23 protein-coding genes and 1 tRNA gene are annotated in these 24,928 nt (G+C 72.9%); 13 read left to right on the top strand and 11 right to left on the bottom strand.

What is annotated here, in order from left to right:
- Window positions 1–30 precede the first annotated feature (30 nt).
- The 7 genes from ACFVWY_RS23770 to ACFVWY_RS23740 all read left to right on the top strand — a co-directional run bounded on the left by ACFVWY_RS23770 (window position 31) and on the right by ACFVWY_RS23740 (window position 6,471).
- A complete protein-coding gene (locus ACFVWY_RS23770) occupies window positions 31–1,077 on the top strand; it encodes a substrate-binding domain-containing protein (RefSeq protein WP_389875826.1) in 1,047 nt (348 codons plus the stop codon).
- Window positions 1,078–1,200: 123 nt separating this feature from the next.
- A complete protein-coding gene (locus ACFVWY_RS23765; RefSeq protein ID WP_389876095.1) occupies window positions 1,201–2,352 on the top strand; it encodes a Gfo/Idh/MocA family protein in 1,152 nt (383 codons plus the stop codon).
- Between the two features lie 11 nt (window positions 2,353–2,363).
- Window positions 2,364–3,368, top strand: a complete 1,005-nt coding sequence (locus ACFVWY_RS23760; protein WP_389875823.1) for a sugar phosphate isomerase/epimerase family protein — start codon at window positions 2,364–2,366, stop codon at window positions 3,366–3,368.
- A 192-nt stretch (window positions 3,369–3,560) separates the two neighbouring features.
- Window positions 3,561–3,648, top strand: a tRNA-Leu gene (locus tag ACFVWY_RS23755).
- 511 nt (window positions 3,649–4,159) lie between these two features.
- The gene (locus ACFVWY_RS23750) at window positions 4,160–4,468 is read left to right on the top strand and encodes a chaplin family protein (RefSeq protein WP_389875820.1); all 309 of its coding nucleotides are present in this window, start codon (window positions 4,160–4,162) and stop codon (window positions 4,466–4,468) included.
- A gap of 19 nt (window positions 4,469–4,487) precedes the next feature.
- Window positions 4,488–5,759 carry a hypothetical protein gene (locus ACFVWY_RS23745; protein ID WP_389875817.1) on the top strand — a complete coding sequence of 424 codons (1,272 nt, stop codon included), beginning with the start codon at window positions 4,488–4,490 and terminating at the stop codon, window positions 5,757–5,759.
- A gap of 79 nt (window positions 5,760–5,838) precedes the next feature.
- Window positions 5,839–6,471 carry a class I SAM-dependent methyltransferase gene (locus tag ACFVWY_RS23740; protein WP_389875814.1) on the top strand — a complete coding sequence of 211 codons (633 nt, stop codon included), beginning with the start codon at window positions 5,839–5,841 and terminating at the stop codon, window positions 6,469–6,471.
- On the opposite strand, the gene ACFVWY_RS23735 is transcribed toward ACFVWY_RS23740, so the two are convergent.
- A complete protein-coding gene (locus ACFVWY_RS23735) occupies window positions 6,378–7,214 on the bottom strand; it encodes an AraC family transcriptional regulator (RefSeq protein WP_389875811.1) in 837 nt (278 codons plus the stop codon). The genes ACFVWY_RS23740 and ACFVWY_RS23735 overlap by 94 nt on opposite strands.
- A 162-nt stretch (window positions 7,215–7,376) precedes the next feature.
- Between ACFVWY_RS23735 and ACFVWY_RS23730 the strand changes: the two genes are divergently transcribed.
- Entirely contained in the window at window positions 7,377–8,825 is a 1,449-nt protein-coding gene (locus tag ACFVWY_RS23730; protein WP_389875808.1) for an MFS transporter, read from the top strand.
- Between the two features lie 295 nt (window positions 8,826–9,120).
- Here the strand turns inward: ACFVWY_RS23730 and ACFVWY_RS23725 are convergent, their stop codons facing one another.
- The 4 genes from ACFVWY_RS23725 to bla form a co-directional block, all read right to left on the bottom strand.
- Window positions 9,121–9,972, bottom strand: coding sequence for an alpha/beta fold hydrolase (locus tag ACFVWY_RS23725; protein WP_389875805.1), 852 nt, complete (start codon window positions 9,970–9,972; stop codon window positions 9,121–9,123).
- Window positions 9,973–10,766: 794 nt separating this feature from the next.
- Entirely contained in the window at window positions 10,767–11,765 is a 999-nt protein-coding gene (locus ACFVWY_RS23720; RefSeq protein WP_389875802.1) for a hypothetical protein, read from the bottom strand.
- 341 nt (window positions 11,766–12,106) lie between these two features.
- Window positions 12,107–13,093 carry an MBL fold metallo-hydrolase gene (locus ACFVWY_RS23715; RefSeq protein ID WP_389875799.1) on the bottom strand — a complete coding sequence of 329 codons (987 nt, stop codon included), beginning with the start codon at window positions 13,091–13,093 and terminating at the stop codon, window positions 12,107–12,109.
- A gap of 23 nt (window positions 13,094–13,116) precedes the next feature.
- On the bottom strand, window positions 13,117–14,028 hold the full coding sequence (bla, locus tag ACFVWY_RS23710) for a class A beta-lactamase (RefSeq protein WP_389875796.1): 912 nt from the start codon (window positions 14,026–14,028) through the stop codon (window positions 13,117–13,119).
- Between the two features lie 83 nt (window positions 14,029–14,111).
- Between bla and ACFVWY_RS23705 the strand changes: the two genes are divergently transcribed.
- The 4 genes from ACFVWY_RS23705 (at window position 14,112) to ACFVWY_RS23690 (ending at window position 17,956) form a co-directional block, all read left to right on the top strand.
- Entirely contained in the window at window positions 14,112–14,999 is an 888-nt protein-coding gene (locus ACFVWY_RS23705; protein WP_389875793.1) for a LysR family transcriptional regulator, read from the top strand.
- On the top strand, window positions 14,996–15,898 hold the full coding sequence (locus ACFVWY_RS23700; RefSeq protein ID WP_389875790.1) for a serine hydrolase: 903 nt from the start codon (window positions 14,996–14,998) through the stop codon (window positions 15,896–15,898). The genes ACFVWY_RS23705 and ACFVWY_RS23700 overlap by 4 nt, the downstream gene beginning before the upstream one ends.
- A 322-nt stretch (window positions 15,899–16,220) precedes the next feature.
- The gene (locus tag ACFVWY_RS23695; protein WP_389875787.1) at window positions 16,221–17,147 is read left to right on the top strand and encodes a RimK family alpha-L-glutamate ligase; all 927 of its coding nucleotides are present in this window, start codon (window positions 16,221–16,223) and stop codon (window positions 17,145–17,147) included.
- Window positions 17,144–17,956, top strand: a complete 813-nt coding sequence (locus tag ACFVWY_RS23690; RefSeq protein WP_389875784.1) for a RimK family alpha-L-glutamate ligase — start codon at window positions 17,144–17,146, stop codon at window positions 17,954–17,956. The genes ACFVWY_RS23695 and ACFVWY_RS23690 overlap by 4 nt, the downstream gene beginning before the upstream one ends.
- Before the next feature lie 85 nt (window positions 17,957–18,041).
- Here ACFVWY_RS23690 and ACFVWY_RS23685 read toward each other — a convergent pair whose 3' ends face one another.
- The 6 genes from ACFVWY_RS23685 to sph form a co-directional block, all read right to left on the bottom strand.
- Window positions 18,042–18,533: a hypothetical protein gene (locus tag ACFVWY_RS23685; RefSeq protein WP_389875781.1), complete on the bottom strand. Its 492-nt coding sequence runs from the start codon at window positions 18,531–18,533 to the stop codon at window positions 18,042–18,044.
- Window positions 18,534–18,738: 205 nt separating this feature from the next.
- Window positions 18,739–19,374 (bottom strand): class F sortase, encoded by a 636-nt coding sequence (locus ACFVWY_RS23680; protein ID WP_389875779.1) that lies wholly within the window; start codon window positions 19,372–19,374, stop codon window positions 18,739–18,741.
- A 78-nt stretch (window positions 19,375–19,452) separates the two neighbouring features.
- On the bottom strand, window positions 19,453–19,878 hold the full coding sequence (locus ACFVWY_RS23675; RefSeq protein WP_389875777.1) for a hypothetical protein: 426 nt from the start codon (window positions 19,876–19,878) through the stop codon (window positions 19,453–19,455).
- Window positions 19,879–20,000: 122 nt separating this feature from the next.
- Window positions 20,001–21,959 (bottom strand): ATP-binding protein, encoded by a 1,959-nt coding sequence (locus tag ACFVWY_RS23670; protein WP_389875775.1) that lies wholly within the window; start codon window positions 21,957–21,959, stop codon window positions 20,001–20,003.
- Window positions 21,949–22,674 (bottom strand): response regulator transcription factor, encoded by a 726-nt coding sequence (locus ACFVWY_RS23665; protein WP_389875772.1) that lies wholly within the window; start codon window positions 22,672–22,674, stop codon window positions 21,949–21,951. Before ACFVWY_RS23665 ends, ACFVWY_RS23670 begins: the two co-directional genes overlap by 11 nt.
- A gap of 48 nt (window positions 22,675–22,722) precedes the next feature.
- Window positions 22,723–23,703 (bottom strand): sphingomyelin phosphodiesterase, encoded by a 981-nt coding sequence (gene sph / locus ACFVWY_RS23660; RefSeq protein ID WP_389875770.1) that lies wholly within the window; start codon window positions 23,701–23,703, stop codon window positions 22,723–22,725.
- Window positions 23,704–24,059: 356 nt separating this feature from the next.
- On the opposite strand from sph, the gene ACFVWY_RS23655 reads away from it, so the two are divergent.
- On the top strand, window positions 24,060–24,884 hold the full coding sequence (locus ACFVWY_RS23655) for an SAM-dependent methyltransferase (protein WP_389875768.1): 825 nt from the start codon (window positions 24,060–24,062) through the stop codon (window positions 24,882–24,884).
- Window positions 24,885–24,928: the final 44 nt, after the last annotated feature.

The following is a 24,928-nucleotide window of genomic DNA, read 5'->3' as shown; positions in this document are numbered from 1 at the left end:
ACGCACCGTCAGATGAAGGGTTCGACAGCCATGCCAGAAACCAGCCGCAGACGACTGCTCCTCGGCACCGCGGCCGTCTCCGCGGGCACCCTCCTCACCGCCTGCACCAGCAACGAGCCCAGGGCCGCCGACACCACTGGCACCGCGGAGAACAGCGGTCCCGCCGCCGATGACAAGCCGGGCAAGCCCGTCACCATCGGCTTCGCGGGCCCGCAGGCCGACCACGGCTGGCTCAACGCCATCAACGAGAACGCCAGGTCACGGGCGTCCGCCTACCCCGAAGTGACCCTGGAGACCACCGAGGGCTCCAACGACACCGCCACCCAGATCGGCCAGATCAAGACCCTCATCAACAAGAAGGTCGACGTTCTCGTCATCCTCCCGGCCGACGGCAAGGCGCTCACCCAGGTCGGCCTGGAAGCCATGCGCGCCGGGATCCCCGTCGTCAACCTGGACCGCGTCCTCGCCTCCCCGCAGGCCTACCGCTGCTGGGTCGGCGGCGACAACTACGGCATGGGTCTCAACGCCGGTACGTACATCGGCGAGCGCCTCAAGGGGAAGACCGGCGCCAAGGTGGTCGAACTGGCGGGCATCGACAGCCTGGAACTCACCCGACAGCGCAGCCAGGGCTTCGCCGACGCGCTGAAGAACTACCCGGGCATCGAACTCGTCGCCCGCCAGGCCGCCGACTTCACCGTGGAGTCGGGCCAGGCCAAGATGGCCCAGCTCCTCCAGGCGCACAAGCGCATCGACGCCGTGTGGAACCACGACGACGACCAGGGCGTGGGCGCGCTGCGCGCCGTCCAGCAGGCCGGGCGCGACGAGTTCCTGATGGTCGGCGGCGCCGGGGCCAAGTCCGCGATGGACGCGATCAAGGCCGGAGGCAGCGTCCTTGAGGCCACCGTCCTCTACCCGCCGACGATGGCCGCCTCCGCCATCGACCTGGCCCGCGCGCTGGCCCAGGGCAAGGGCATCGGCGGTCTGGCCGAGCTGGAGATCCCGACCGGTCTCACCCTCTACTCGGCCGTGGTCACCAAGGAGAACGTCGACCAGTACCTGCCGACCGGCTTCCGCTGACCCCTCCCACCCCCCCCGCAGCCCCGCAACGACCGACGAGAAGGAGCCCCGATGACCCGGGGAAGGCAGACCGACCAGGCGGCCGCGACGTCGCCCGCGCAGGTGCCGGAGCTCGGCGTCGGCATGGTCGGATACGCGTTCATGGGCGCCGCCCACTCGCAGGGCTGGCGCACCGCGGGACACGTCTTCGACCTGCCGATGAGACCGGCCCTCGCCGCGATCTGCGGCCGCGACCGGGCAGCCGTCGACGCCGCCGCCGCCCGCCACGGCTGGGCGGCCGCCGAGACCGACTGGCGCGCCCTCGTCGCCCGGGACGACGTCCGGCTCGTCGACATCTGCACCCCCGGCGACCGCCACGCCGAGATCGCCATCGCCGCTCTGGAGGCGGGCAAGCACGTGCTGTGCGAGAAGCCGCTCGCCAACACCGTCGCCGAGGCCGAGGCGATGGCGGCGGCGGCAGCGCGCGCGGAGTCCCGGGGCCAGGTCGCGATGGTCGGCTTCAACTACCGCCGGGTGCCCGCGATCGCCTGCGCCCGCGGGCTCATCGCCCAGGGGCGGCTCGGCCCCCTGCGCCATGTCCGGGCCGCCTACCTCCAGGACTGGCTCGTTGACCCGGAATCCCCGCTGACCTGGCGGCTGGAGCGGGAACGCGCCGGTTCCGGCGCACTCGGCGACCTGGGGGCCCACCTCGTCGACCTGGCCCAGTACCTGGCGGGCGAGCCGCTCGTCGGGGTGTCGGCGGTGAGCGAGACCTTCGTGCGCGAACGGCCCCGGGCCCCCGGCGCCCCGGCCGGTCTCCCCGGCAGCGGGGAGACGGCGGGGCGGGGCGCGGTGACCGTCGACGACGCGGTGCTGTTCACCGGCCGCCTCGCCTCCGGCGCACTCGCCTCCTTCGAGGCCACCCGGATGGCCGCCGGGCGGAAGAACGCGCTGCGGCTGGAGATCAACGGGGAGCGCGGTTCGCTCGCCTTCGACCTGGAACGGCTCAACGAACTCTCCTTCCACGACCACACCGAACCCGCCGCGACCGCCGGGTTCCGGCGCATCCTGGTCACCGAACCCCAGCATCCGTACCTGGAGGCGTGGTGGCCGCCCGGCCACCCCCTCGGCTACGAGCACACCTTCGTCCACCAGGCCCGCGACCTGGTACGGGCGATCGCCGACGGCACCGCCCCCGCCCCGTCCTTCGCCGACGGGCTCCAGGTGCAGCGGGTGCTCGCCGCGGTGGAGCAGAGCGCCGCGCGGAACTCCGTCCACACCCCCGTGACCCCCTAGGAGGTCCGCTCATGCCCCGCCCCTTCACCCTGTTCACCGGCCAGTGGGCCGATCTGCCGCTGGAGGAGGTCTGCCGGTACGCCCGGGACTTCGGCTACGACGGTCTCGAACTCGCCTGCTGGGGCGACCACTTCGAGGTCGACAGGGCATTGTCCGACCCCGGCTACCTGGACGGCCGACGGCGCCTGCTCGACGCGTACGGGCTGACGTGCTGGGCGATCTCCAACCATCTGGTCGGGCAGGCCGTCTGCGACGACCCGATCGACGAACGGCACCGGGGCATCCTGCCCGCCCGCATCTGGGGCGACGGCGAGCCCGAAGCGGTCCGCCGCCGGGCCGCCGAGGAGATCAAGGACACGGCGCGGGCCGCCGCCGCCTTCGGAGTGCGTACCGTCGTCGGCTTCACCGGCTCGTCGATCTGGCACCTGGTCGCGATGTTCCCCCCCGTACCCCCGCACATGATCGAACGCGGCTACGCCGACTTCGCCGAACGCTGGAACCCGATCCTCGACGTCTTCGACGCGGAGGGTGTCCGCTTCGCCCACGAGGTGCACCCCAGCGAGATCGCCTACGACTACTGGACCACGCGCCGCGCGCTCGACGCCGTCGGGAACCGGGCGGCCTTCGGACTGAACTTCGACCCGAGCCACTTCGTCTGGCAGGACCTGGACCCGGTCGGTTTCCTGTACGACTTCCGGGACCGGATCTACCACGTGGACTGCAAGGAGGCCCGCAAGCGCCTTGACGGCCGCAACGGCCGCCTCGGCTCCCACTTGCCCTGGGGTGACCCCCGGCGCGGCTGGGACTTCGTCTCGGCCGGGCACGGCGACGTTCCCTGGGAGGACGTCTTCCGGATGCTCCGGTCCATCGGCTACGACGGACCGGTCTCCGTGGAGTGGGAGGACGCCGGGATGGACCGGCTGGCCGGTGCGCCGGAAGCCCTCGCCACCCTGAAGCGGTACGACTTCGCGCCGCCGACGGCATCCTTCGACGCGGCGTTCGGCGGCAATGACTGACTCCACGACGGACCGGGAGCACCGTGCGTGGCCGTACGCACACGTACGGTGCCCCGGGGTGGGGAAGCGGCTCGAAAATGGCCCGCTCCGAACGGTCGCACCGCACTGACCACCGGAAACGTGGGTGAGGGACACCCCGAACCCCTGGTATTGTTTTCCATGTCGCCGCGGGAAACCGGGGCCGACCACCTAGTCCGGGTGGCGGAATGGCAGACGCGCTAGCTTGAGGTGCTAGTGCCCTTTATCGGGCGTGGGGGTTCAAGTCCCCCCTCGGACACCAAGGTCAAACGACCACATGAAGCCGGTCAAAGCGACTCTTTGTCGCTTTGACCGGCTTTTTCGTTGTGGTGGACGTGGCCTTCCTGGTCTTGTTGCGGTGGTGGGAGCCGTGTCCCGCATGCGGGGTGGTGACGGGGTCGCGGTGGCTGCCTTCGCGGACGTACCAGGCGGCGCCGGGGGTCGGTGGCGTGGCCGGGCCGGTGGCGCTGACACCGTGTGAGCAGGTCCGGACCGGGGCGGCATCGACGGCGGCCGAGCCGTCCCGGAATTCCTCGCTCACCGGCCTGGCCAGGGCGAGGGAGGCTTCGATGATGCGGTTGGTGACCTCAGCGAGCAGCCGGTGGCGTGCGGCGAGCTGTTCCCGGTCGGCCTCCCGCTCCAGACGCAGGACCGGACGGGGCGCGTGTCGGGAGCTGGACTCTGTCGTTGGTGGGAGTGAAAGACCGGGGTTGTCCGGCAGGCCAGGGCCTGTACGGACACCGGGACAGTCCTCGGGCGAAGGAGGAAACACGATGGATGCGCAGACGCGGAGTACGGGCGGCGGTGCGGGGCGGATGGGTGTGCGGGCCGCGGTGCTGGGCGCGGTGGCGGGGGCGGCGTGGCTTCCGGTCGGCGCCGCTCACGCGAGTGTGATCGGGGTCGGGAACGCGGCGTTCGGGAACACCTGCGTCAACCAGGCCGGTGCCCGGGCCGCGGGCGCCACGGCGGCCGGGAGCGGGGTGGGCAGCGGCAACCAGATCGGCTTGCCGTTGAGCCTGCCGCGCAACCACTGCGGCAACAGCGGCATCGTCTGCACGGCCGTGTTCATGTCGAGCGTGTGAGCGGCGGGTGGCCGGTCGGATGGCGGTGAGCGGAGCGGTGGCCCGCGTACCGGTGGAGGAGCGGGCGGTGGAGGCGCTGCTGTCCCTGAGCGGGCGGGCGCTGCCCCTGCTGCGGCAGTGGGTCGGGGAGGAGCCGGGCTGCGGTGTGGCGCGGGCGCTGCTGGCTCTGGCGACCGGCGACCGCTGGGACGACGCCGTCCTGAAGGAGCAGCTGGGGCTCGCGCACCGGGACGCGCTGTCCGCCGGTGAGCGGGAGGCGAGTCTGGTGTACGGGGTGTTCCTCCACGCGCACCGGCAGTACCGGCTGACGGCCGATCACCTGCTGGGCCACTTCGAACGCTGGCCCGCCGACGAGCTGGCCGGTCTGATGCTGGGCGCGTTCTCCGCCTGCGGGGACGCCGCCTACCGCGCGCAGGGCGATGCCCTGATGGAGCGGCAGGCGGAGGCGGCAGGCCCGGAGAGCTGGCCGTGGACGAGCTGGCTGGCGTCGGCCAGGGCGGAGCAGGGCCGGGTGCGCGAGGCGCACGGAATGGCCGAGCGGGCGCTGACCTGGTATCCCCGCTCGGGCGTGGCCGTGCACGCCCTGGCGCACGCCGAACACGAACTCGGGGGTGGCCGTGCCTGCGCCGACTTCCTGGACGCGTGGCTGCGGGCCGATCCGGGGGCGGTGCAGGCACGGCATCTGAACTGGCATGCCGCGCTGCAGTCCATCGCCTGCGGAGACTTCCCGGACGCGCGCCGCCGGGCGGACGAGGCACTGGCGCGTACGGATGTCGGCATGCGGGCCGCGACGAACTGGCGCCTGCTCCTGGCCGGAGAGTCCCCGGCAGGCCGCGGCGATCCGGACCGGATCAGGGAACTGCTCGCCGAGCCGGGCGGGATGGCGGAGATCTTCCACACCTTCAACCTGGCCCTGGCCCTGGCCGTGGAGGCCAGCACCGACGACCTGCACGTCCTGGCCCGGCGGGCCGCCGCCGACGCCCGCCCCGACTACGCCGAGGTCCTGGCCCCCGTGGTTCGGGCGCTGGCGGAGATCACCGCAGGCCACCCCCGTGCGGCGGTGGACCTGCTCAGCGGCCTGGGTGAGAAAACGGAGCGGATCGGCGGGGTGCGGGTGGAGCGCGAGATCATCCAGGACACCCTCGCCCGTGCTCTCGTCGACGCGGGCGACCAGGCGCGCGCGGCCGCCCTGCTGCACCACCGCACCACCACCCGCCGCCACCACACCTACGAGGACCTGCTCCTCACGTCGCGCCCCTCCGCTGTCGTGCCCGTACCCGACCGGCGCTGAGACCGTCCGGCCGCGTCGGCGCCGGTCCGAGAGCGCGCCGTTGAGCCCCGGCGCCGGGTGGCGGACTGGGACCGGAGGGGTGAACCCGGCGGCATTCCTGCCCCGAAACCGGCAGGGAGCCTTCAGCCCGGCCGGTCTGGCAGCGGTACCTGTGGTCGCTGGTGCGACGGCCGATGACGAGCCTGAGCCACGACTGCGGGCACTCGCCACGCGGGCGGCGGCCGACTCATCCGTTCCCGTAGAGGTCCGCGGGGGCCGGGCGGAGAATCCGCCCGTGGCGGACGGCTCCGTCGACGGCGTGGCCGTCACGCTTGTCCTGTGCGGCATCGCCGATGTCGAAGGGGCACTGGCCGAGGCCGCTCGCGTACTGCGGCCCGGCGGCCAGCTGTACTTCTACGAGCACATCCGCTCCGCCGACCCCCGGTTCGCGCGGAAACAACGCGGGATCAACATCGTTCAAGGGCTGACCGGGACAGCGAACGGGCCGTCATGGACGCCGGATTCACGAGTGAGCGGGCACGGCACCTCGACTTCCTCGTCGACGGCCGCGCAACGCCCGGCTCGCCGTGTGTCATCGGCGTCGCCCGAAGGCCGGAAGGCTGAGGAATCGCCCTCGGCTCACGTTCCGGCCATCCCGTCCGGACGCAGCCTTTCCGGAGGATCGGCGGCGCTCGTGGCGGATGCGTCGAACGGAGCGTCGCCGTTGAGGTAGCGGCCCGGGGACGTGCCGACAGTTCGACGGAACGCCGCGAGGAAGGCGCTCGGTGTCGCGTATCCCACGGTGTGTGCGACCCGGGAAACGGGCTGGCCCTCGGCGAGCAGTGGAAGCGCGGCACGCAGTCGTACATGGGTGCGCCAGCGGTCGAAGTGCATGCCGGTGTCATGGACGAACAGCCGGGTCAGGGTACGTCGGCTTACCCCGATGGCCCGGGCGTGGGCCTCAAGGCTCCGTGAGTCCGCGGGGTTGTCGAGCAGCGCGTCGGCTACAGCGCGCACGCGGTCGTCGGTGGGGTGCGGGACGTCGATGGGGGTGGACGGCAAGGGGCGCAGCAGATCCAGGAAGACCGCCTCGGCCCGTAGCCGCGGGGCATCGTGGAGGTCCTTGCGGCTGAGGTGGGCGATGAGGTGGGCCAGCAGTCCGTCGACGCCGATTGGCGTGGGGTCCGCCCAGCCCAGGGCGCATCTGTCTGGTTCGAAGTAGAGGCTGCACAGCACCGCCTCGCGGGTCGCGCCGGTCCGGTGGACCACCCCCGCGGGCAACCACAGCGCCCGCGTGGGTGGCAGGACCCAGTAGGCGTCATCGACCGCGACGCCGAGCACACCGCGCCGCGCCCAGACCAACTGGTGCTGTGGGTGGCTGTGCGGGATGAACCACTGCCCGTACGCCAGCGGAAAGCTCCCGACGACGATTGCGCCCACCCCGGGCGGGACGGCTCCCACAACGGCCTTGGTCATGACCAACAGCCTATGTCCTCAACGCGATACAACACGGCCTGGTAGCGCATCGCGGTCAGCGCGGCCTGTGCATAGCGTCATGCGCATGCCGATCAATCACCCACCGCGCCTTGGGCGCTACCGCAGTGCGCAGGGACCGTTCACGAGGACAGGACGCCCGGAATGACGCCGGTCCCCACCACAGCCACTGCCCACGCACTTGGGCGCCGAGGGCCAGCCCTGGTAGTGCTGTGCTTCGTACAGTTCATGCTCGTCCTGGACGACAACGTGGTGAGCGTGGCGCTCCCCAGCATGCGGCAGGATCTCGGCTTCAGCACCGCGGGCCTGGCCTGGGTCGTCAACGCGTACTTCCTCGCCTTCGGCGGGCTGTTGCTGCTGTTCGGACGTATGACCGACCTGCTGGGCCGCAGGCGCGTCTTCCTGTCCGGTGTGGCGCTGTTCGGTGCGGCGAGCCTGGTCTGCGGGCTCGCGCAGGAACCCTGGCAGCTCGTGACCGGACGGTTCGTCCAGGGGACGGGCGCGGCCATGGCCAGCCCGGCGGCGCTGGCACTGATCACGCTGCTGTTCCCCGGTACCCAGGAGCGCGCCAGGGCGTTTGGCATCTGGGGCGGCATCGCAGCGCTGGGCGGCACGATGGGCCTGGTCATCTCCGGCGCGCTGACCGGCCTCGCGTCCTGGCGCTGGATCTTCCTGATCAACCTGCCGGTGGCTGTCGCAGCCGTTGTGCTGCTCCCGCGCCTGGTCCCCGAGAGCCGCGCCGGGCGCGCCGGGCGCCTCGGCACATCGGGTGCGGTCCTCGGCACTGGTGCCGTGGTGTCCCTGGTCTACGGGCTGCTCCGGACCGGGGCATCGGACTGGGGCGACCCTGCTGTTGCAGGGCCCCTGGCACTGGCCGTGATCCTGACCGTTGCCTTCGTCGCGGCCGAGGCGCGGAGCGCCGAGCCGTTGGTGCCGTTGTCGTTTCTGTCCTTCAGGATCCGCGCCGTCGCGAACGGGGCGACACTGTTGTTCTCCGCGGCCATGTACGCGATGGCCTTCCTGCTGATGGTGCACCTGCAGACCGTGCTGGGCTACCACCCGCTCGCGGCCGGTGTCGCCTACCTGCCCTATGGTGCCGGGATCCTTGTGGGCATGTGGCTTTCCTCCCGGGCGGTGCTCCGGCTCGGGATGCGCTCGGCCCTCGTCATGTCCTTCCTGATCAGCGCGGCTGGACTGCTCCTGCTGTCCGGCGTGGCACCGAGCGACGGCTATGCCTCCGGAGTGCTGCCCGGCATGCTCGTCACGAGCCTCGGATGCGGACTGAGCCTGCCCGCCCTGACCGTCGCCGCACTCACGGGCACCACCGAGGAGAACGCCGGACTCGGCTCGGCCGTCCTGAGCTCCGTCCAACAGGTCGGCGGGGCCGTGGGGGTGGCGGTGCTTGTCGCTCTGGCTTCGCGCCGAAGCGACGCCGCGACCGCAACAGGAGGCTTCTCACTCGCGCTCATCGTCGCTGCCGCCCTCCTTACGCTCGGTGCTGTTCTCCTAGGCGCCTTGCTCGGGAAGGGCCATCGCCCAGAGGATGCGCTCGACGCCGCAAAAGCTCCAGCCAGCCGCGCGCACCCTGCGTAGCCACCACTGCGGTCGACCCGCCCTCTGTGCGATCCCGTTTCCCGAACCACCCAGGTCCCTGCTGACCCGCCTCTCGTTGTTGCGCGTACGGGCAGACCGGCCGCTCCGCACCGTGAGCGGAACGCCCTGTTCATGCAACGACCACCTCAAGGCGCGGCAGCAGGTCGTACGGTCCGGCGACCGCGGCATCGATCCCCAGCGTCATCGTCCCGTCGTGGCCAGCCGGGTGGACGTCGGTGAAGGGGAGGCGGCCGTTGGGGGGCCACGCGGGACCGGCAGTCGGCGCGGGGCCGGGTCAGCCCCAGAACTCCCGCAGGGCGGCGTTGACGACGGCGGGCTCCTGGGTGTGCGGGTAGTACCCGGGCACCCGCAGGAGGCGGCCCGCGAGGGAGTCCGTGAGGGACTCGGCCACGGTCATGAGGGGGAGCCCCACGTGCTCGCGGTACGCGACCGGCGCGCGCTCCCAGGTTCCGCAGATCACCAGAGTCGGCAGGGCGGCACCCCGGATCGCCTCCAGCGGGATGTCCGCCTCCCAGACGGGCCGCTCCCTCATGGAGGTGGCAACGGCACGGAGCCGACGCGGCGTGGCCTCGGGCATGGCCATCCCCAGCCCCTCCGTGGACGCGCGCAGGTACTGCTCTGGCGTGACACCGTCCGGGACGCCCACGGCGCCGTCGCGCACCCGGTCGAGGAGGCTGGCGACGACGGGATGGTGTGCGGCGGCGGTGAAGGCGGAGGGCTGGATGAGGGCGAGGGAGCGGACGAGGCCGGGCCGGCGCGCGGCGGCGATGAGCGCGGCGACGGCGCCGTTCCCGTGTCCCACGAGGTGGGCGCCGCCGGGGCTTCCAGCGAAGGCCCCGTCGCCGAGCATCCCCACGATGTCCTCGGCATCGACGTCGAAGTCGCTGCGCGAGGTGTCCGGGCTGTCGCCGTATCCCCGGCGGTCCATCAGAAGGAGCCGTCGGCTGTCCGCGAGGGGCCGCTGCCCGGCAAACCCGTACGTGGGGTCGCTGCCCCAGGTGAAGATGTTGTGGATGAAGAGGGCGGGGGCGGCGGCCTCCGGGGGCACGGGGGCCACCGGAGCCGTCGGGGTCCGGTCTCCTGCGGGCCGGTCGCGGTCGTCCCACACGGTCACGTGCACGGCCATGGGTCGTCCTCCCGAAGCTGGGGAATGTCAACTCCCGTGAGAATAAGGGCTGGCCCGTCATCTCTGGTGGATCGCCGTGCGGCGTCAGACGCGGTGCGTCGCACGGCGGAGGGACGTCCGAATGCTGGATGTATCCGGGCGTTCCGACAACGCGGCGAGGTGCCGTGGCTGTCGTCGCACGCCCGCCAGGGATGACGGGCCAGCCCTTAGACCTCAAGCCACGGCGGATGCCCGCGTTGGCCGGAGCCGTTCCCGCTTCCGGCGCGCGGTGGGGTTCGCGCACGTTCCAGGAAGCCCAGGCGCCCGGCCGTAGGAGCCCGCACGTGGGGCCGTGGAACTTCGGTGCCCGGCGTGCGGGGTGACGGCGGCCAGGTGCGCGTGGGCGGGAGCATTCGGGTGTTCGGGACACGATCCGATGTCTGATCCCTGCCAGGCCGGGGTGTATGTGCCGTCGGGCGGGGTGGCGCCGCGCGCTGGTGCGGTGCTGAAGCCATGGGCCGACGCGTGCCGTTGGTTCTGTGGCTGCCCGTCGGCTCCCCCGCGGCGCCTCCCCCCGCCCCGGGCCTGACCCACGCGGCGGCTGGCCCGGCCCGGCTGCGGGCCGTGGAACGGCTCCGCGACCGTGCCGCCGGGCCCTGCGCGCCGGGCTCCGCGACCACTGGCGCGGGGCGGCCGGCGGTCCGGCGTCCACCGCCCGCGTGCGGTTCGCCGCACTGGTCTGCGGCAAGGAGCGGCCAGCCGGGGTCCGGGGACGGGGGCCGTGGGATGGAGACGGTGGCCCGGCCGGGCCGTGTCTATGTGTCCTCGCTGTTCCCGGGACCGCCGAGTCGTGCCAGCGCGGTCCGGGCCAACTCGGCGTGCTGGGCCGGGCAGTCCCACAACGCGCGGTCGGAGAGCTCGTCAGGAACGGGGTTCTGGGGGTGGCCGCCGGGCATGTACAGGTGCATGACCGCCCGCTCCTGGGCGATCCAGTTGCCGCCGACCGCGGTCCAGGGGTGCCGCGGATGCTCACAGGTGGCGTCCGTGCCGATGCTGGCCAGGGCGGCGCGGGCGTATCGCGCGTAGGCGGGTGGCAGCCCACCGTCCGTGCGGTCGCTGCCCATCCACAGACTGAGCAGCAGGCCGGTCCGCTCCTTCTCCCGGACGTCTCCGGCCAGCCAGCGACGGGCCGACCACAAGGCCACCGGCGCCGCGTTGTCCTCCCATTCCCGGCCGAGTGCCTTCTGCAGCGCGACGATGTCCACGCGGCCGTCGCCCCGGCCGAACTTCGCGTCGAGGCAGGAGACGTCGACGTCACCGAAGGTCTGGTCGAACGCCTCCCGCAGGGCGCCGACCGCGCGGTCGGCGAGCGCGCCGAGGAATACCTCGCAGTCGTACGCGGCAAGCGTCTGCGGAGTGAGGTGACGGGCGAACGCGGCCCTGCCCGTCTCGGTCATGAGGTGAACCCCGGCCTCCGTCCCGGCCTCTCCGTCGACGCTGCCGGGGTGAGCGCCGTCCGGACAGGCACAGGCCGTCGGGTCGAGCGTGGCCCGGATGCCGTCCAGGGCCCGGATGTACGACCTGAACACGGAGAGCGCGCCGAGACAGCCCGTGACGTAGTCGCTGGTCGCGTACAGCAGGAGGGTGTACGCGGTCCGCTCCCTGAGGCCCTGCGGGGTACCGAGCCGTGCCGGTGTCCCGGCGGCTTCTTCGGCCAGTGCCCCGAGTTCGGACAGCGGATCGACCGACAGAGAGGGGTAGCCGCTGGCTATCCCGGAGAGGTCACGCAGCCACTGCCGGTGTTCTTCGGACAACTCAGTTATCGCTTTGTTCACATCCGCGACAGACGGATCGGGCCCGGCCACGGTTCCCCGCACGGCGTCCGCGTGCCGGTGACGGGGCGTTGCCGACACCGCGGCAGGTCCTGGCCGAAAGGCCGTCTCCAGGGCCCTGGACCGGCCAGCCAGGTGCCGGACGATCCGGTCGGCCGGGGCCTGCGGCCTGTTCACCCGGCCCGCGAGACCGACCGCTCCGCCATCGCGCCAGCTCCTTCCCGGCCGCCGGGCGGCCCGCCCGGCCCGCCCGGTCACCTGTCCGCGCTCCTGAACGGGTGCGGGGCCGGAGCCCGTTGTGCTCCCGCCACCTGCGGGCGTGGTCAGTCCCGGACTCCGGTGGCTTCGGCGTCGGCGATCCGGCCGCTCAGCATGGCCTCCATCACCGCCATGAACCGCTCGGTCCTCGGTCGGCCGAGCACGAAGGGATTCGGTCCGTCCGGCTGGTCGCGAAGCTGTTCGGCGCGTTCGAGACCGTAGTCGTTGGGGTGGTTGGACAGTTCCACGTCCGCCCCCGCCCGCACGGCCAAAGCCCGGAAGGACCGGGCGGAAGCGAGGTAGGTGCGCAGCTCCGGGAGCGTGGTGGGCGGGAGCATGCCGCCCCACATCATGGCGGTGTGGCGTCGTTGGCCCGCGCGTACCGGGATGACCGGCGAGACGGTGCCCGGGGTGTGGCCCGGGGTGTAGTGCAGCCGGATGGTGGTGCCGCCGAGCGTGAGGTGCTGCCCGTCCATGATGTCCAGGTCCCGGGCGGGAGCGTTGTCGGGGCGGGTGCGGGCGAGGAGGTCCCAGTCGGCCGGGGACATCAGCACCCGTGACCCGTAGCGGTCGGCGAGCAGCTGCGCGCCCCCGACGTGGTCGTAGTGGCCGTGGGTGAGCACGATGTACTTGATCGTCGCCGGGTCGGCACCCAGGGCGCGCAGCCCGGGGACGAGGATGCTCTCGGCCTCCTCCGGTGAGGTGAGCGCGTCGATCAGCACGATGCCGTCGTCGGTCAGGACGGCCATCGCGGAGACCCAGCCAGCGCTCAGCATGGTGATGTTGTCGAAGAGCCTCACCGGCGCGGATGCGGGCGGGAGGGGAAAGGTCATGCCGGGGGTCAGCGCCGTCACCAGTGCGCACGGGACGGGGTCGTCCCCGGCCAGCTCGCGGGCGTGGTCGTAGAAGGTCTGCGCACCGGTGCTCTGTGCGGCGGCCGGTCCGGGGAGGGCGAGCGGGCCCGCGCCGACGGCCAGGGCGAGGGCGGCGAGCTGTCCGAAGCGGCGCCTGGAGAGAGGACCGGACGTGTCGTGCCGGGGCGAAGGTGCCATTGCGGTTCTCCTCTTGTGTGTGATCAGCCGAGCGCGTTCAGCGCGGCCCTCGTGGCCTGGGCGATCAGGGCGTCGTCCGAGGGGGCGTTCCGCCGGTCGCGGTCGGACAGGACGACGATGACCACCGGCTTTCGGCCGCCGCCGGGCCAGGCGACGGCGATGTCGTTGCGGGTGCCGTGGTCGGCGTTGCCGGTCCTGTCGCCGACCTTCCAGCCGGCGGGGACGCCAGCCCGGACGTACGGGCCGCCGGTGGTGTTGGCGAGCATCCAGCCGGTGAGCAACTGCCGCCGGTCGGCGGGGAGGACGTCGCCGAGGACGTACTGGCGCAGATCGTCGGCGAGAGCGCGGGGTGTGCTCGTGTCCCGGCGGTCGCCCGGGGCCGTCTCGTTGAGGGCCGGCTCGGTGCGGCTGACGTCGGTGGTCGCGTCGCCGAGGCCGCGCAGGGCCTGCTGCACGGCCTCGGGGCCGCCGAGCTCGGCTGTGACGAGGTTGGCCGCGGTGTTGTCGCTGTAGTCCAGGGATGCGGCCAGCAGGTCGCGCACCTTCATTCCGGTGGCCACGTGCTTCGAGGCGACCGGCGCCCACGCCAGCACGTCCCGCTGACGGTAGGTCACCACCTTGTCCAGGCCAGCGTCGGAGACGCGGCGCAACAGGGCCCCGGCGGTCAGGGCCTTGATGGTGGAGGCGAACGCGAACCGCTCGCCCGCGCGGTAGGTGACCTCCCGGCCGCTGCCGGTGTCCAGCACGTACACGCCGAGGCGGGCGTCGAAGCGCTGCTCAAGCCGGTGGAAGGAGTCAGCGGCAGGGACTGCGGAGGTGGTGGTGGAGGAGGGTTCGGGCCTGGGCGCCGGGGGCGTTCCTGCACATCCGGTCAGCAGCGCGGCCGCGAGGAGCGGGGCGGCGAGCCGGGCGGTGCGGGGCTTCGCGAAGAGCATGGCCGACAGCCTGCCGTCAGCCAATCCATGTGCGCAAAGACGGAATTGACCTCTTCCATGCGTTCTCCGCATACGATGCGGTGGTGGACTTGGTGGGGGCGTGCCGGGTGTTCGTGCAGGTGGGCGAGCGGGGGAGCTTCACCCTGGGCGCTGCGGCGTCCGGGGTGCCGCAGCCTGTCGCGAGCCGGCGGGTCGCCGCGCTCGAGAAGCACCTGGGCGGTCTTCTGTTCGACCGGTCCGGCCGCCGGGCCGCGCTGACCCCGTTCGGGCGGGACCTGCTCCCGTCAGCGAAGCGCCTGGTCGAGCTCGCGGACGCGCTGGAGTGCGATGCCGAGCAGGCCAGGCTCAGGCCGCTGCCCTTCGCGGTTCCCGAGATCTGCCCGGTCCGGCCGCTGGCCGTACTCGACGCGGCCGCCCGCGATCTGGGCATGGTCCTCGGCTTCCGGCCTGCGGGCCCCGCCGCGCGTTTGGACATGCTCAACGCCCATGAGGTGCGCCTGGCCCTCGTCGCCGTCCCGCCGCGCGAGGCCACCTGGGCCGTCCCCCTGGGTGTGGCCGCATCGTCCGGCACCGACCGGTGGCCCCTGAGCATCGAGGCGCTGCGGCCCCGGCGGGCACGGCGCACGTTCCGGCGGATATGGATCCAGCCGGAGGACGGCCTGCCCCACATCCGCGATCACCTGGAGCAGCTTGGCCACCGTGCGGCCCTGCTGCCCGCGCAGATCGCGCTCGCGCCCTCGCTCACCGCGGCCGTGTCCGAGACCCTCCGGGCCGACGCCCTGCTGCTGTGCTCGTCCGCGCAGGCCGACGAGTGGGGACTGTCCTGGCGTGCGCTGGCGGGCGATCCCGTCGCCCGCGGCTACCAGCTGCGCGCCGGCGGCGGCGTCGACGTACGGGGCGTGCGTGACGGGCTTGGGGCGCAGATCGCGCGCTGTCTGGGTGTGCCCTCCGAAGGCCGGGTGCGGCCATGACCGTCCACCAGGCCGTCCGGGAGCTCCAGGCCATGCTCAAGGACGCGGGACTGTCCGGCTCCTACCTCGTCCGGGACCTGGACACCGGCGACGAGCTCGGCATCGCCCCGGACATCGAGCTGCCGATCGCGTCGCTGGCCAAAATACCGCTCGCCCTGGCCGTGTCGGATCACATCCAGAGCGGGCGGATCGACGCGGCGGCCATGACCGACGTGCCTCCCGGGTGTGTCACGACACCAGGTCCGGTCGGGCTGAGCAGGTTCCGGCACCCGGCCCGGATCGCGGTCGAGGACCTGCTCTACCTCGCCACCGCGATGAGCGACAGCAGCGCGGCAGACGTTCTGTTCGGCCTGGTCCCGCCCGCCGAGGTCAACCGCGTCCTGGCGCGGTCCGGGATCACCGGCATCACCGTGCGCCACGCGATGGACGAGCTCACCCGGACCCCGGTGGAGCGGTTCGAGCCACGCGAGGTCCACCTCGCCCAGGCGCTGGCGATCGGTTCGCGTACCGCCGGACGCGGGCACCCGGTCCCCCAGCTGGACGTCAGCCGTGCGAACTCCGGGACCGCCCGGGCCTGCGTCGACCTCCTCCAGGCCCTGTGGGTTCCCACCCGTGTCCCCGACGCGGTCGCCGCACCGGTGCGCGCCCTCATGGGCCTGAACGTCATCCGGCACCGGCTCGCCCCCGACTTCAGCTCGGACGCCTCACGTTGGTCGCCCAAGACCGGCACCCTGCTCAATCTGCGCCACGAGATCGGGGTGGTCGAACACGACGACGGCTCCCGGTACGCCGTCGCGGCCCTGACGGAATCCACCGTGCCCGCGGCGGTCCAGCCGACGGCGGAGGCCGTGATGGCGCATGTGGCCCGCGCCCTGCACGACCGGCTGCGGGCACAGTGAGCCAGTGCCAGTGCCAGTGCCAGTGCCAGTGCCAGTGCCAGTGCCAGGTGTCGGGAGCCGGGTTCCGGGAGCCAGGACCCAGGAGCCGGGACCGGGGTGTCCGCCGCACTTCCCGGTCTGGTCTCCGGCTCGCTCCCGGGACGGACGGTCTGCGGCGGCCGTCGCGGGGCCCCGGGAAAGCGGGCAACGTACCGTCAGGTCGGACCGTGCGGAGCGGCGTTGGCATGAGGGTGACGTAGCGTTGCCCTTTTGGTGGTGCCCGCAAGGCACCGCGGAGCATCGTTGTGCCCTCATCACCGTGAGGGCTTCGAGGGGTGTTGGGATGAAGCTCTGCTTCCTCGTCGAGGAGCTGTACCGGTGTGACGGCATGCCGCTCGACGTGGTCCGGCGACTGTCGTCGTGGGGTCATCAGGTGGACGTGGTGCGGCCAGGCGGCTCACTGCTGCGGGTCTCGGAGGAGGTCCGGGCGGGGACGCACGACGCCTGGGTGCTCAAGACCGTGTCCGGCGGCCCCGGGCTCACCCTGCTGGAAGCCGCCGCGGCCGTGGGCCTGACCACGGTGAACGACGCGCGGTCGATACGCGCGGTGCGTGACAAGGTCCTCACCTCGATCATCGCGCGCCAGCACGGGCTGCCGGTTCCGCTGACCTATTCGGCGCCGCGGGCCTCGATGTTCGCGGACGTCCCCGGGGAACTGTTCCCCCTGGTGGTCAAGCCTGCCGACGGCAGCTCGGGGCGCGGGGTGCGGCTGGTGACGGACCCGGCGGGTCTGGCGGAGGCGGAGCAGCCGGGCGGGGGCCAGCTGATCGCCCAGCCCTACGTCCCCAACCCGGGCACGGACCTGAAGGTCTACTGCCTCGCGGGCGAATTCCACGCGACCCTGCGGCGGTCCCCGATCCACCCGGACGGACCGGCCGACGAAGGCCCGGTCCCGTTGTCCGCCGAGGTGTCCGCGATGGCGGCCGAGGTGGGAGCGGTCTTCGGCCTCGATCTGTACGGCATCGACGTGGTGCTCGGCCCCGACGGTCCGGTGATCGTCGACATCAACGACTTCCCGAGCTTCCGCCAGGTGCCCGACGCGGTGTCCCGGGTGGCCGGTGCCGTGCTCGACCTGGCCAGGGCCGGGGGCGGTGCCGGGCGTGGCGTACGGGCTCCGGCGGCGCACGTGCCCGCCGCGCCGCAGTTCTCCCTCGGGCGGCCCTACTCCCACCCCCGGCCGGTGGCCGCGCCGGGAGCCGTCCAGCTATGAGGGTGTGCCTGCTGACCGACAAGCCGGACCACCCGCTGCTCGCCGCGACGGCCGCGCTGCTGGACCGGTCGGGACACCGGGTGACCTTCCTCGACCCGGACGCCGGGCCCGTGGACCCCTGGGACCTGATCGCGCCGGACGGTCTCGCCGAGGTCTACCTCCTCAAGGCGCACACCCCGGCGGCGCTGGCCCTGGCCCGCCGCCTCGAAGCGCACGGCGCCCGGGTGGTGAACTCCGCCGCCGCGACCGCGCTGTGCCAGGACCGGGCACGGCTCGCCGAGGTGGCCGAGGCCGCGGCCCTGCCGGTGCCCCGCACCCGGACCCTGGCGGCCCTCGCCGACGTCCTCTCCGGCGCGCAGCGGCCGGAGCACGGCTATCCGGTCATGGTCAAGAGCCGCCACAGCCGCCGCGCCGACCTGGTGGCCCGCGCCGACAGCCCCGACGGGCTGCGGGAACTGGCCGGTGCCTGGCCCGACGAGCCGGTCGTCCTGCAGGACTTCGTCCCGAACAGCGGCTGGGACCACAAGCTGTGGGTGATCGCGGGGGAGGTGTTCACCGCGGTGCGGCCCACGCCGGTGGACGCCCCGCCCCGGGTCGCGCACCGTACCCCGCTGGTGCGTGACCTGCCCGCCGCCTGGACCGCGACCGCCCTGCGCGTGGGCGAACTCTTCGGCCTGGACGTCTACGGCGTCGACCTGCTGGACCGCGAGGGCGGGCCCGTCGTCGTCGACGTCAACGCCTTTCCGGGCATCCGCGGCCCGAGGGGTGCCCCCGAGGCTCTGGCGGCCCTGGCGCTGCGAGGGGCCTGAGGGCGGTGCCCGGCCGGCCGGGCACCGCCCTCAGGCGGAGGTTCCTCGAAGGCGGCGCCCGGCCGGTGCCGTGGCGGCGCGGGGATCAGTGGAAGGTCAGGGAGGCGGAGCCGGGCTCGGCGGTGATCGACCCCGGGCAGAGGAAGCTGCCGGAGCTCTTGGAGGCCGTGAAGGTCTGGTTCTTGTAGGAGCGGGTGGAACCGTCGCGGGTCCAGCCGACGTTCGTGGCACGGTAGCTGCACGAGATGATGCTCTGCTTGACGGTGATGTCGATCAGGTCGGACGTCGCGAGGCCCGCCGCGTCGTTGAACGTGACCGCCGGGTTGTTGTTGAGGGTGGCGCTCGCACCGCCGCCGCAGCTCACGCCGCTGTTGACGGTGGTGCGGTCGATGGTCAGGGCCGCGGGCGGGGCCGCGCTGGCGGTGGCCCCGGCCCAGGTGCAGGTGCTGCCCGCGGCCGTGATGCTGCCGTCGACCTGAGAGGCCGTGGGGCCCAGCGCGCTCGCCGCCGTCGAGGCGCCGACGATGACTGCGACGGCCAGAGCGGTGACGCAGGAGATTTTCGGTGTGAGCCTCATGTCACTCCTTCGTGCCGCGTCCTTGTGTGTGTGGGGGCGAGCGGTGCCTCGTCCGCGTGCGCGGCGGGGAGCGGACGAGCGTGTGCCAGGGACGGTCCCAGAAATGCCGATGAATGTCAGGTGCGCGTCAAGAATTGGCTGGATGGTGTGCCCGGCGGGACCGCGGATCACGGCGCGGTCCCGGTCCGGGCGGCGCGGGGACCGCTCAGCTCCGGTTCGCGTACACGATGAGGTTGTCCACCGGGTGGCCCTGGGCGTCGAAGGCTCCGTCGCACGTGATCAGGCGCAGAGTGCGGGCGCTGGTGGCGCCGTAGACCTTCCGGGTCGGGAACGCCTTCTTGCTGACGGTCTCGGTGCCGGTGACCTTGAAGTGGAGTTCCGCGCCACGGTCGTTGCGCACCGCGATGTCGGCGCCCTTGGCGATCTTCCTCAGGTCGTGGAAGACGGCCTTCCCGAAGCGGGTGTCGTTGTGCCCGATGATGACCGCCGCACCGGGCTCGCCGGGCGTGGCGCCGCCGGTGTACCAGCCCGCGGTCATGCCCTTCTCGGCGGGAGGGACCTCGACGGTGCCGTCCTCGTTGAGGCCGAGACGCATCAGCTCGCTGTCGATCCCGAGCGACGGGACGGCGACGCGGACGGGGACGGCCGCCGGGGACCGGGAGCCCGCGGGCGTCCGGCTCTCCGCCGTACCCGCCTCCCGCCCGGCGCCGGGGGCGGCGCTCGTACCGCTGCGGGGTGAGGTTCCGGACGCGTCGTCCCCGGCGGCGGAGCAGCCGGCGAGGAGCAGGCAGGCGGACAGCGGCAGCGCGGCACGCCGGAGCGAGGAGGGGGTACGGGGCATGGGAGCTCCAGGTCTGGGCGGGGAATCGAGGGTGGCGCCGCCCGGGAACGGGCGGCGCCACATGGGGATTTCGGCAGGTCAGCCGTTGTTCTGGGCCGCCGAGCGGCGACGCAGGACGAAGGTGCCCGCCCCGGCGAGCAGCAGCGCGCCGGCGGCCGGTCCGGCGAGTGCGGTGGTGTGGTCGCCGGAGGCCCCGGCCGGGCGCTCACCGGCGTTGACACCGCCGCGCGGGGTGGTGCCCGCCCCGGCCGCGGTCCTGGCCGGGACCGGGGTCGGGCTCTCGCCCGCGGCGACCCCGCCCCGCGGGACGACCGCCGGGCGTCCGGTCACCTCGGAGGTGGTTCCGGCGGACGCCTTGGCCCGGTCCGCCGCAGCGGCGGACCGCTGCACCGACGGGGCGGCGGGCTTGGGCGTGGTGTCGGCGAAGGCCGCGGCGGAGGGGATGAGTACCGCGCCCGCCGCGACGGCGGCGAGGACAGTGGTGCGCAGGAGACGGTGGGGCATGGGATGACTCCATTCCAGGTCGGCCTCGGTGCTGTCCGGAACCGTTCGGTAGCGGGCGCGAGGCATGCCGACAGGCTGGCGTGAAGTTGTGAGGAAGCTGTCAGATCCGTGTGGTCGGGGCATCAGGCCCGGCCGGCGCCCCGGCGGTCATCCCCGTCGGCCGCGTCCGCACCGGCTCCGGCGGCGGGCAGCCGGAGGGTGAACACCGAGCCCTTCCCCTCGGTACTGGTCACCCCCGCCGAACCGCCGTGCCCCTCCACGAGCTTCCGTACGATCGCCAGCCCCAGCCCGCTGCCCCCGGTGCGGCGGCTGCGCGACTTCTCGGCGCGCCAGAAGCGGTCGAAGACGTACGGCAGATGCTCGGCCGGGATCCCGCTGCCGGTGTCGGCGACCTCGATCACGACCTCCCCGGCCAGGTCGTCCCCGTCCGGCGGCACCGGCGCGCGGTGGGCGCGCAGCGTCACCCGCCCGCCCGGCGGGGTGTGGCGTACCGCGTTGGAGACCAGGTTGCCGATCGCCTGGCGCAGCCGCACCGGATCGGCCCACAGCACACCGCAGGCCGCGGCCTCGGCCGTGAGCGCGACCCCCGCCGTCTCGGCCCGCCCCTGGTGCGCCGCGGCGACCTGGGCCAGTACGTCCTCGACCCGTACCGGCTCGGGGTGCAGCCGCAGCGCACCCGCGTCCGCCGCGGCGAGGTCCTGGAGGTCGTCGATGATGTGCTGCAACTGCACGGCCTCCGTGTGCAGCGAGGCGATGAACGCCGGGTCCGGCTCCGCCAGGCCGTCCTGTGCCGCCTCCAGCCAGCCGCGGATGTTGCTCAGCGGGGTCCGCAGCTCGTGGGCGACATCGCTGACCATGTCCTTGCGCTGCGCCTCCAGGCGCGCCCGGTGGTCGGCCATGTCGTTGAACGCGGCGGCGAGCCGCCCGATCTCGTTGTCGTCGCTGACCAGTACGGGCGCGGAGTCGGCCCCGTCCCGCATCCGCTGCGCCGCGCCGGTCAGGGCGCGCAGCGGCCGTACCAGCCGTGACCCGGCGAGGACGGTGGCGCCGACGGTGAGCGCCAGGACGAGCGCCGCAGCGCCCGCGATCTTCGCGGTGTTCGTGGGGGAGAGGTCGAAACCCGGAACGGTCGTGCCGTCCTCGGTGCTGATGAACAGCAGCGCGGGCGAGGCGACATAGGAGCTGAGCTGCTCGCGCCGCGCGGTGTCCACGCAGGAGGCGGTGGCCCGGTCGTCCTCTCCGGTGCGCACGCTCGGCACGGGGGCGGGAGGCTGCCGGGAGGCCATGCTGACGCCGGCCGGCCTCGCGCGGGTGCCGTCGTCCCAGGACAGATCCGGGCTGAGGTGGATGCCTGCGCGTTTCTGGCGTTTGAGGCAGGCGTTGGCGAGAGCGTCGAGCGCGTTCAGCGCCGTGCGTTCGGCCGGGGTCGGGGCGTCCAGTTCCGTGGACGCGCACCGGTCGTCCGGCACCCGGTCCGGGTCCTTGCCGACCAGTTGCACCCGGGGGCGTCCGCTCGGGCCGTGGACCACGTCCGCCGCGATCCCGATCCGGCTCAGGCAGGCCGCGTACCGCTCGGCGGTGCGCCGCAGGGCCGTGCGCTCGGCGACGGGCAGGAGGAACGGGCCGACCGCCCGCGGGTCGACCCGCCCGGCGGCGCCGCCCGTCCCCTCGGCCGTCCGGGACAGCGCGGTGTCCACCGACAGCGGATCGACGATCGCCGACGCCTGCGGCGGCAGCTCGGGCGACGAGGGGCGGGCGGCGGAATCGGCGAGCGGGGCGCGCCGCTGCGTGGTGAGCGCGATCCGCCGACCGGACTGCCGGGCCAGCTCGCGTACCGTGCCGTCGACGCCGTCCCAGGTGGGGTGGGCCGCCGCGTAGCCGAGCAGGGTGTCGTAGATCCGGGCGTCCGCCGTCAGATTCTGGCCCTGTTCCTGTTTGATGGCGCCGGAGGTGGTCTGTACGGCGATCCAGGCGGTGGCCGCCACCGAGCACGCGGCCACCAGCGCGGACACCGTCAGCAGCCGCCCGAACAGGCTCCCGCGCAGCGACAGCCGGACCCGCCGCCGTTCCTCACGACGCACGCGGGGCGCTCCCGGCCGGGTCCGTCAGCTTGTAGCCGACGCCGAAGACGGTCAGCAGCCGCACCGGGCGGCGCGGCGCGGGCTCGATCTTCTTGCGCAGGTTCATGATGTGGACGTCGACCGTGCGGAAACTGACGTACCGGTCGAAGCCGTGCAGCTCCTCCAGGAGCCGCTGCCGGGTGAAGACCCGGTCGGGTTCGGTCGCCATGGCGACCAGGATCCGGAACTCGCCCGGCGTGCAGTCCACCGCCCGGCCCTCGACCCGGACCTCGTGCCGCTCCGGGTCGACGAGCAGCGCACCGACCCGCAGCGCCGGGTCCGCGGCGGGGCCGGTGCCCGGCCCGCCCCGGCGGCTGCGCCGCAGCAGGGTCCGTACCCGGGCCATCAGCTCACGGGGGCTGTACGGCTTGGTCATGTAGTCGTCCGCGCCGAGGTCGAGCCCCAGCAGCAGATCGTCCTCGGTGCTGCGGGCCGTCAGCATCAGCACCGGCAGCTCGCGCTGCTCGGCCCGCAGGACCCGTACGACGTCGAGGCCGTCGGCCCGCGGCATCATCACGTCGAGTACCAGCAGATCGGGCTCCCGGTGCCGGACCTCGGCGAGGGCGGAGAGCCCGTCGCCGACGGCCGTGACCGTATGACCCTCGTGTTCGAGGTAGCGGCGGACGAGTTCGGCCTGCTTCGCGTCGTCCTCGGCGACTATGACATGTGCGCACACCCGAACGATCGTAGAGGACCGCGCACCGGCCGCCCGGAGCCCGGTGGGCTACCGGGCCGAGGCCACCAGCGGATAGTGGTCGGAGAGGTTGGTGTACGTGTAGCTCGTGCCCCAGCTGCTCACGGTCCAGGGCGCGCTCTCCTCCTTGACCACGTCGTTCGTCCAGCCGGCTGGACGCGCGTGCCCGGCACGGTGCAGCACGTGGTCGAGGTCCTCGCGCGGGTCGTCGGGGTAGCGGTCGGCGGCGATCGAGTTGTCCCGGGTGTCGAAGGAGTACGGGTGTCCGGTGCGGGCGTCGGGAGCGGACAGTCCGCCGTTGCCGAGCATCGACGCGTACTCCGAGGAGCGCGAGTCGACGTTGAAGTCGCCCGCCACGATGACCTGTTCGGAGGCCGGAATGTCCTTGGCGTCGAGGAAGGCGTCGATCTGACGGAACTGCAGGGCGCGCTTGGCAGCCGCCTCACCCGCCTTGCACCCGGAGTCGGTCGACTGGGTGTGCGTGCCCACGACGTGGACCCGGACGCCCCGCACGTCCAGCTCGGCGTAGGCGAACCCCTTGTTCGACCAGCTGTCGCTGCCGCAGGCGTCCTTGTAGATGAACTGCTCCTTGCGCACGACCGGCCACTTGCTCAGCACCGTGACCCCGCCGTCCTCCGGGGTGAGCGCGGAGTACGCCCCGCCGGTCGCGTCCCAGCCGCTCTTGCTCCGGCCCACCACCGGGGTCTGGTAGGGGTAGCGGTCCGAGGCGGCGCGCAGCAGCGCGTCCGAGGCGGAGTTGTCGAACGCCTCCTGGAGGACGACGACGTCGTTGCCCTGGAAGAACGTCGTCTTCGGGATCTGCGCCGCGCGGTGGTCCTGGCCCCAGTTCGGGTACAGGTTCTTGCTCATGAGGAACGTGTTGTACGTGAGGACGCGCAGCGACGGGGTGTCGGCCGCCGCGGCCTGCGGCGCGGTGGCGGACAGGCCCGCCGCGGCGAGCGCTCCGGCCAGAACGGCGCCGGAGAGGCGGCGGATCGCGGGGTTCGGCACGGGGTCTCCTGATGCGGAAGAGGGGGCGGATGGTGGCGCGTCCCCATCCAAGCAAAGGGAGTTACCCATGGGTAGACATCTGGTGCCGACGGTCTGGCCGCAGCCGGAACGGCAGGGCGCGCGGTGAACGGACCCGCCGGGCCGTACGGTCCGTGGGCCCGCCGCCGCTCCTTGGGCCGGTGCGCCTCCGTCAGTTCCTCGTGCGCCGCCCGTACGTCCTCGGCGCGTGCGGTGACGATCTCCTGCCGGGCGGGGACCGTGGTGCCGCCGCGCTTCATGGGATCCGGCCCGTTAACTCGCGTGACGTCCAGGTAGGTTAGGGCCAGATTTTGATCACTTTCGTGCCCGGAGGCCTCATGAGCGAGCAGCAGTCGCCCGTCACCCCGTCCGCCCAGCGGGTGTCCGACCGGATCGACACCACCCGGCCTCATTCCGCCCGCTTCTGGAACTACTTCGTCGGCGGCAAGGACAACTACGAGGTCGACCGGGAGATCGGTGACCAGATCAAGGCCTTCTTCCCCGGCCTGGTCGATGTGGCGGTGGCCGGGCGTCAGTTCCTGGGCCGCTCGGTCCGCCACCTGGTGCGCGACCACGGCGTACGGCAGTTCCTGGACATCGGCACGGGTCTGCCCACCGCGGACAACACCCACCAGGTGGCCCAGGACCTCGCGCCCGAGGCGCGCATCGTGTACGTGGACAACGACCCGCTGGTGCTGACGCACGCGCGGGCGCTGCTGACCAGCTCCCCCGAGGGCGTCACCGACTACATCGACGCCGACTTCTACGACCCGGACACCATCCTCGCCGGGGCGGCCGCGACCCTCGACTTCGACCGTCCGGTAGCTCTGATGCTGCTCGGCATCCTCGGCCACGCGGACAGCTTCGACAAGGCCCGCGAGGTGGTCGGCCGGCTGATGGACGGGCTGCCGTCCGGCAGTTACCTGGTGGTGTACGACGGAACCCGCACCAGCGAGGGCATGATCGCCGCGGAGAAGGCGTACATCGAGAGCGGTGCGGTGCCGTACTACGTCCGCGAGCCCGCGGAGATCGCCACCCTCTTCGACGGGCTGCGGATCCTCGACCCGGGCTTCGTCCGGCTCAGCGAGTGGCAGCCCGACGCCGACAGCGCGCAAGTGCCCGCGGACGTCGACGCGTTCGGAGGCATCGGCGTCAAGGAGTGAGACATCCCGGCGGCTCCCGCCGTCGGCCGCGCACGCGTGCGACC

Origin of the sequence: Streptomyces sp. NPDC058195 (assembly GCF_042883525.1) — a bacterium.
Lineage (GTDB): Bacteria > Actinomycetota > Actinomycetes > Streptomycetales > Streptomycetaceae > Streptomyces.
The sequence above is the reverse complement of the archived record's forward strand: the minus strand, read 5'-3'. Positions and strand labels throughout refer to the sequence as shown.

Excerpts from the sequence above, each read along its gene's own strand:
- ACFVWY_RS23770 (WP_389875826.1), top strand. The coding sequence starts at position 31 with ATGCCAGAAACCAGCCGCAGACGACTGCTCCTCGGCACCGCGGCCGTC.
- ACFVWY_RS23765 (WP_389876095.1), top strand. The coding sequence starts at position 1,201 with ATGGTCGGATACGCGTTCATGGGCGCCGCCCACTCGCAGGGCTGGCGC.
- ACFVWY_RS23760 (WP_389875823.1), top strand. The coding sequence starts at position 2,364 with ATGCCCCGCCCCTTCACCCTGTTCACCGGCCAGTGGGCCGATCTGCCG.
- ACFVWY_RS23750 (WP_389875820.1), top strand. The coding sequence starts at position 4,160 with ATGGATGCGCAGACGCGGAGTACGGGCGGCGGTGCGGGGCGGATGGGT.
- ACFVWY_RS23745 (WP_389875817.1), top strand. The coding sequence starts at position 4,488 with ATGGCGGTGAGCGGAGCGGTGGCCCGCGTACCGGTGGAGGAGCGGGCG.
- ACFVWY_RS23735 (WP_389875811.1), bottom strand. The coding sequence starts at position 7,214 with ATGACCAAGGCCGTTGTGGGAGCCGTCCCGCCCGGGGTGGGCGCAATC.
- ACFVWY_RS23730 (WP_389875808.1), top strand. The coding sequence starts at position 7,377 with ATGACGCCGGTCCCCACCACAGCCACTGCCCACGCACTTGGGCGCCGA.
- ACFVWY_RS23725 (WP_389875805.1), bottom strand. The coding sequence starts at position 9,972 with ATGGCCGTGCACGTGACCGTGTGGGACGACCGCGACCGGCCCGCAGGA.
- ACFVWY_RS23715 (WP_389875799.1), bottom strand. The coding sequence starts at position 13,093 with ATGGCACCTTCGCCCCGGCACGACACGTCCGGTCCTCTCTCCAGGCGC.
- bla (WP_389875796.1), bottom strand. The coding sequence starts at position 14,028 with ATGCTCTTCGCGAAGCCCCGCACCGCCCGGCTCGCCGCCCCGCTCCTC.
- ACFVWY_RS23700 (WP_389875790.1), top strand. The coding sequence starts at position 14,996 with ATGACCGTCCACCAGGCCGTCCGGGAGCTCCAGGCCATGCTCAAGGAC.
- ACFVWY_RS23695 (WP_389875787.1), top strand. The coding sequence starts at position 16,221 with ATGAAGCTCTGCTTCCTCGTCGAGGAGCTGTACCGGTGTGACGGCATG.
- ACFVWY_RS23690 (WP_389875784.1), top strand. The coding sequence starts at position 17,144 with ATGAGGGTGTGCCTGCTGACCGACAAGCCGGACCACCCGCTGCTCGCC.
- ACFVWY_RS23685 (WP_389875781.1), bottom strand. The coding sequence starts at position 18,533 with ATGAGGCTCACACCGAAAATCTCCTGCGTCACCGCTCTGGCCGTCGCA.
- ACFVWY_RS23680 (WP_389875779.1), bottom strand. The coding sequence starts at position 19,374 with ATGCCCCGTACCCCCTCCTCGCTCCGGCGTGCCGCGCTGCCGCTGTCC.
- ACFVWY_RS23675 (WP_389875777.1), bottom strand. The coding sequence starts at position 19,878 with ATGCCCCACCGTCTCCTGCGCACCACTGTCCTCGCCGCCGTCGCGGCG.
- ACFVWY_RS23655 (WP_389875768.1), top strand. The coding sequence starts at position 24,060 with ATGAGCGAGCAGCAGTCGCCCGTCACCCCGTCCGCCCAGCGGGTGTCC.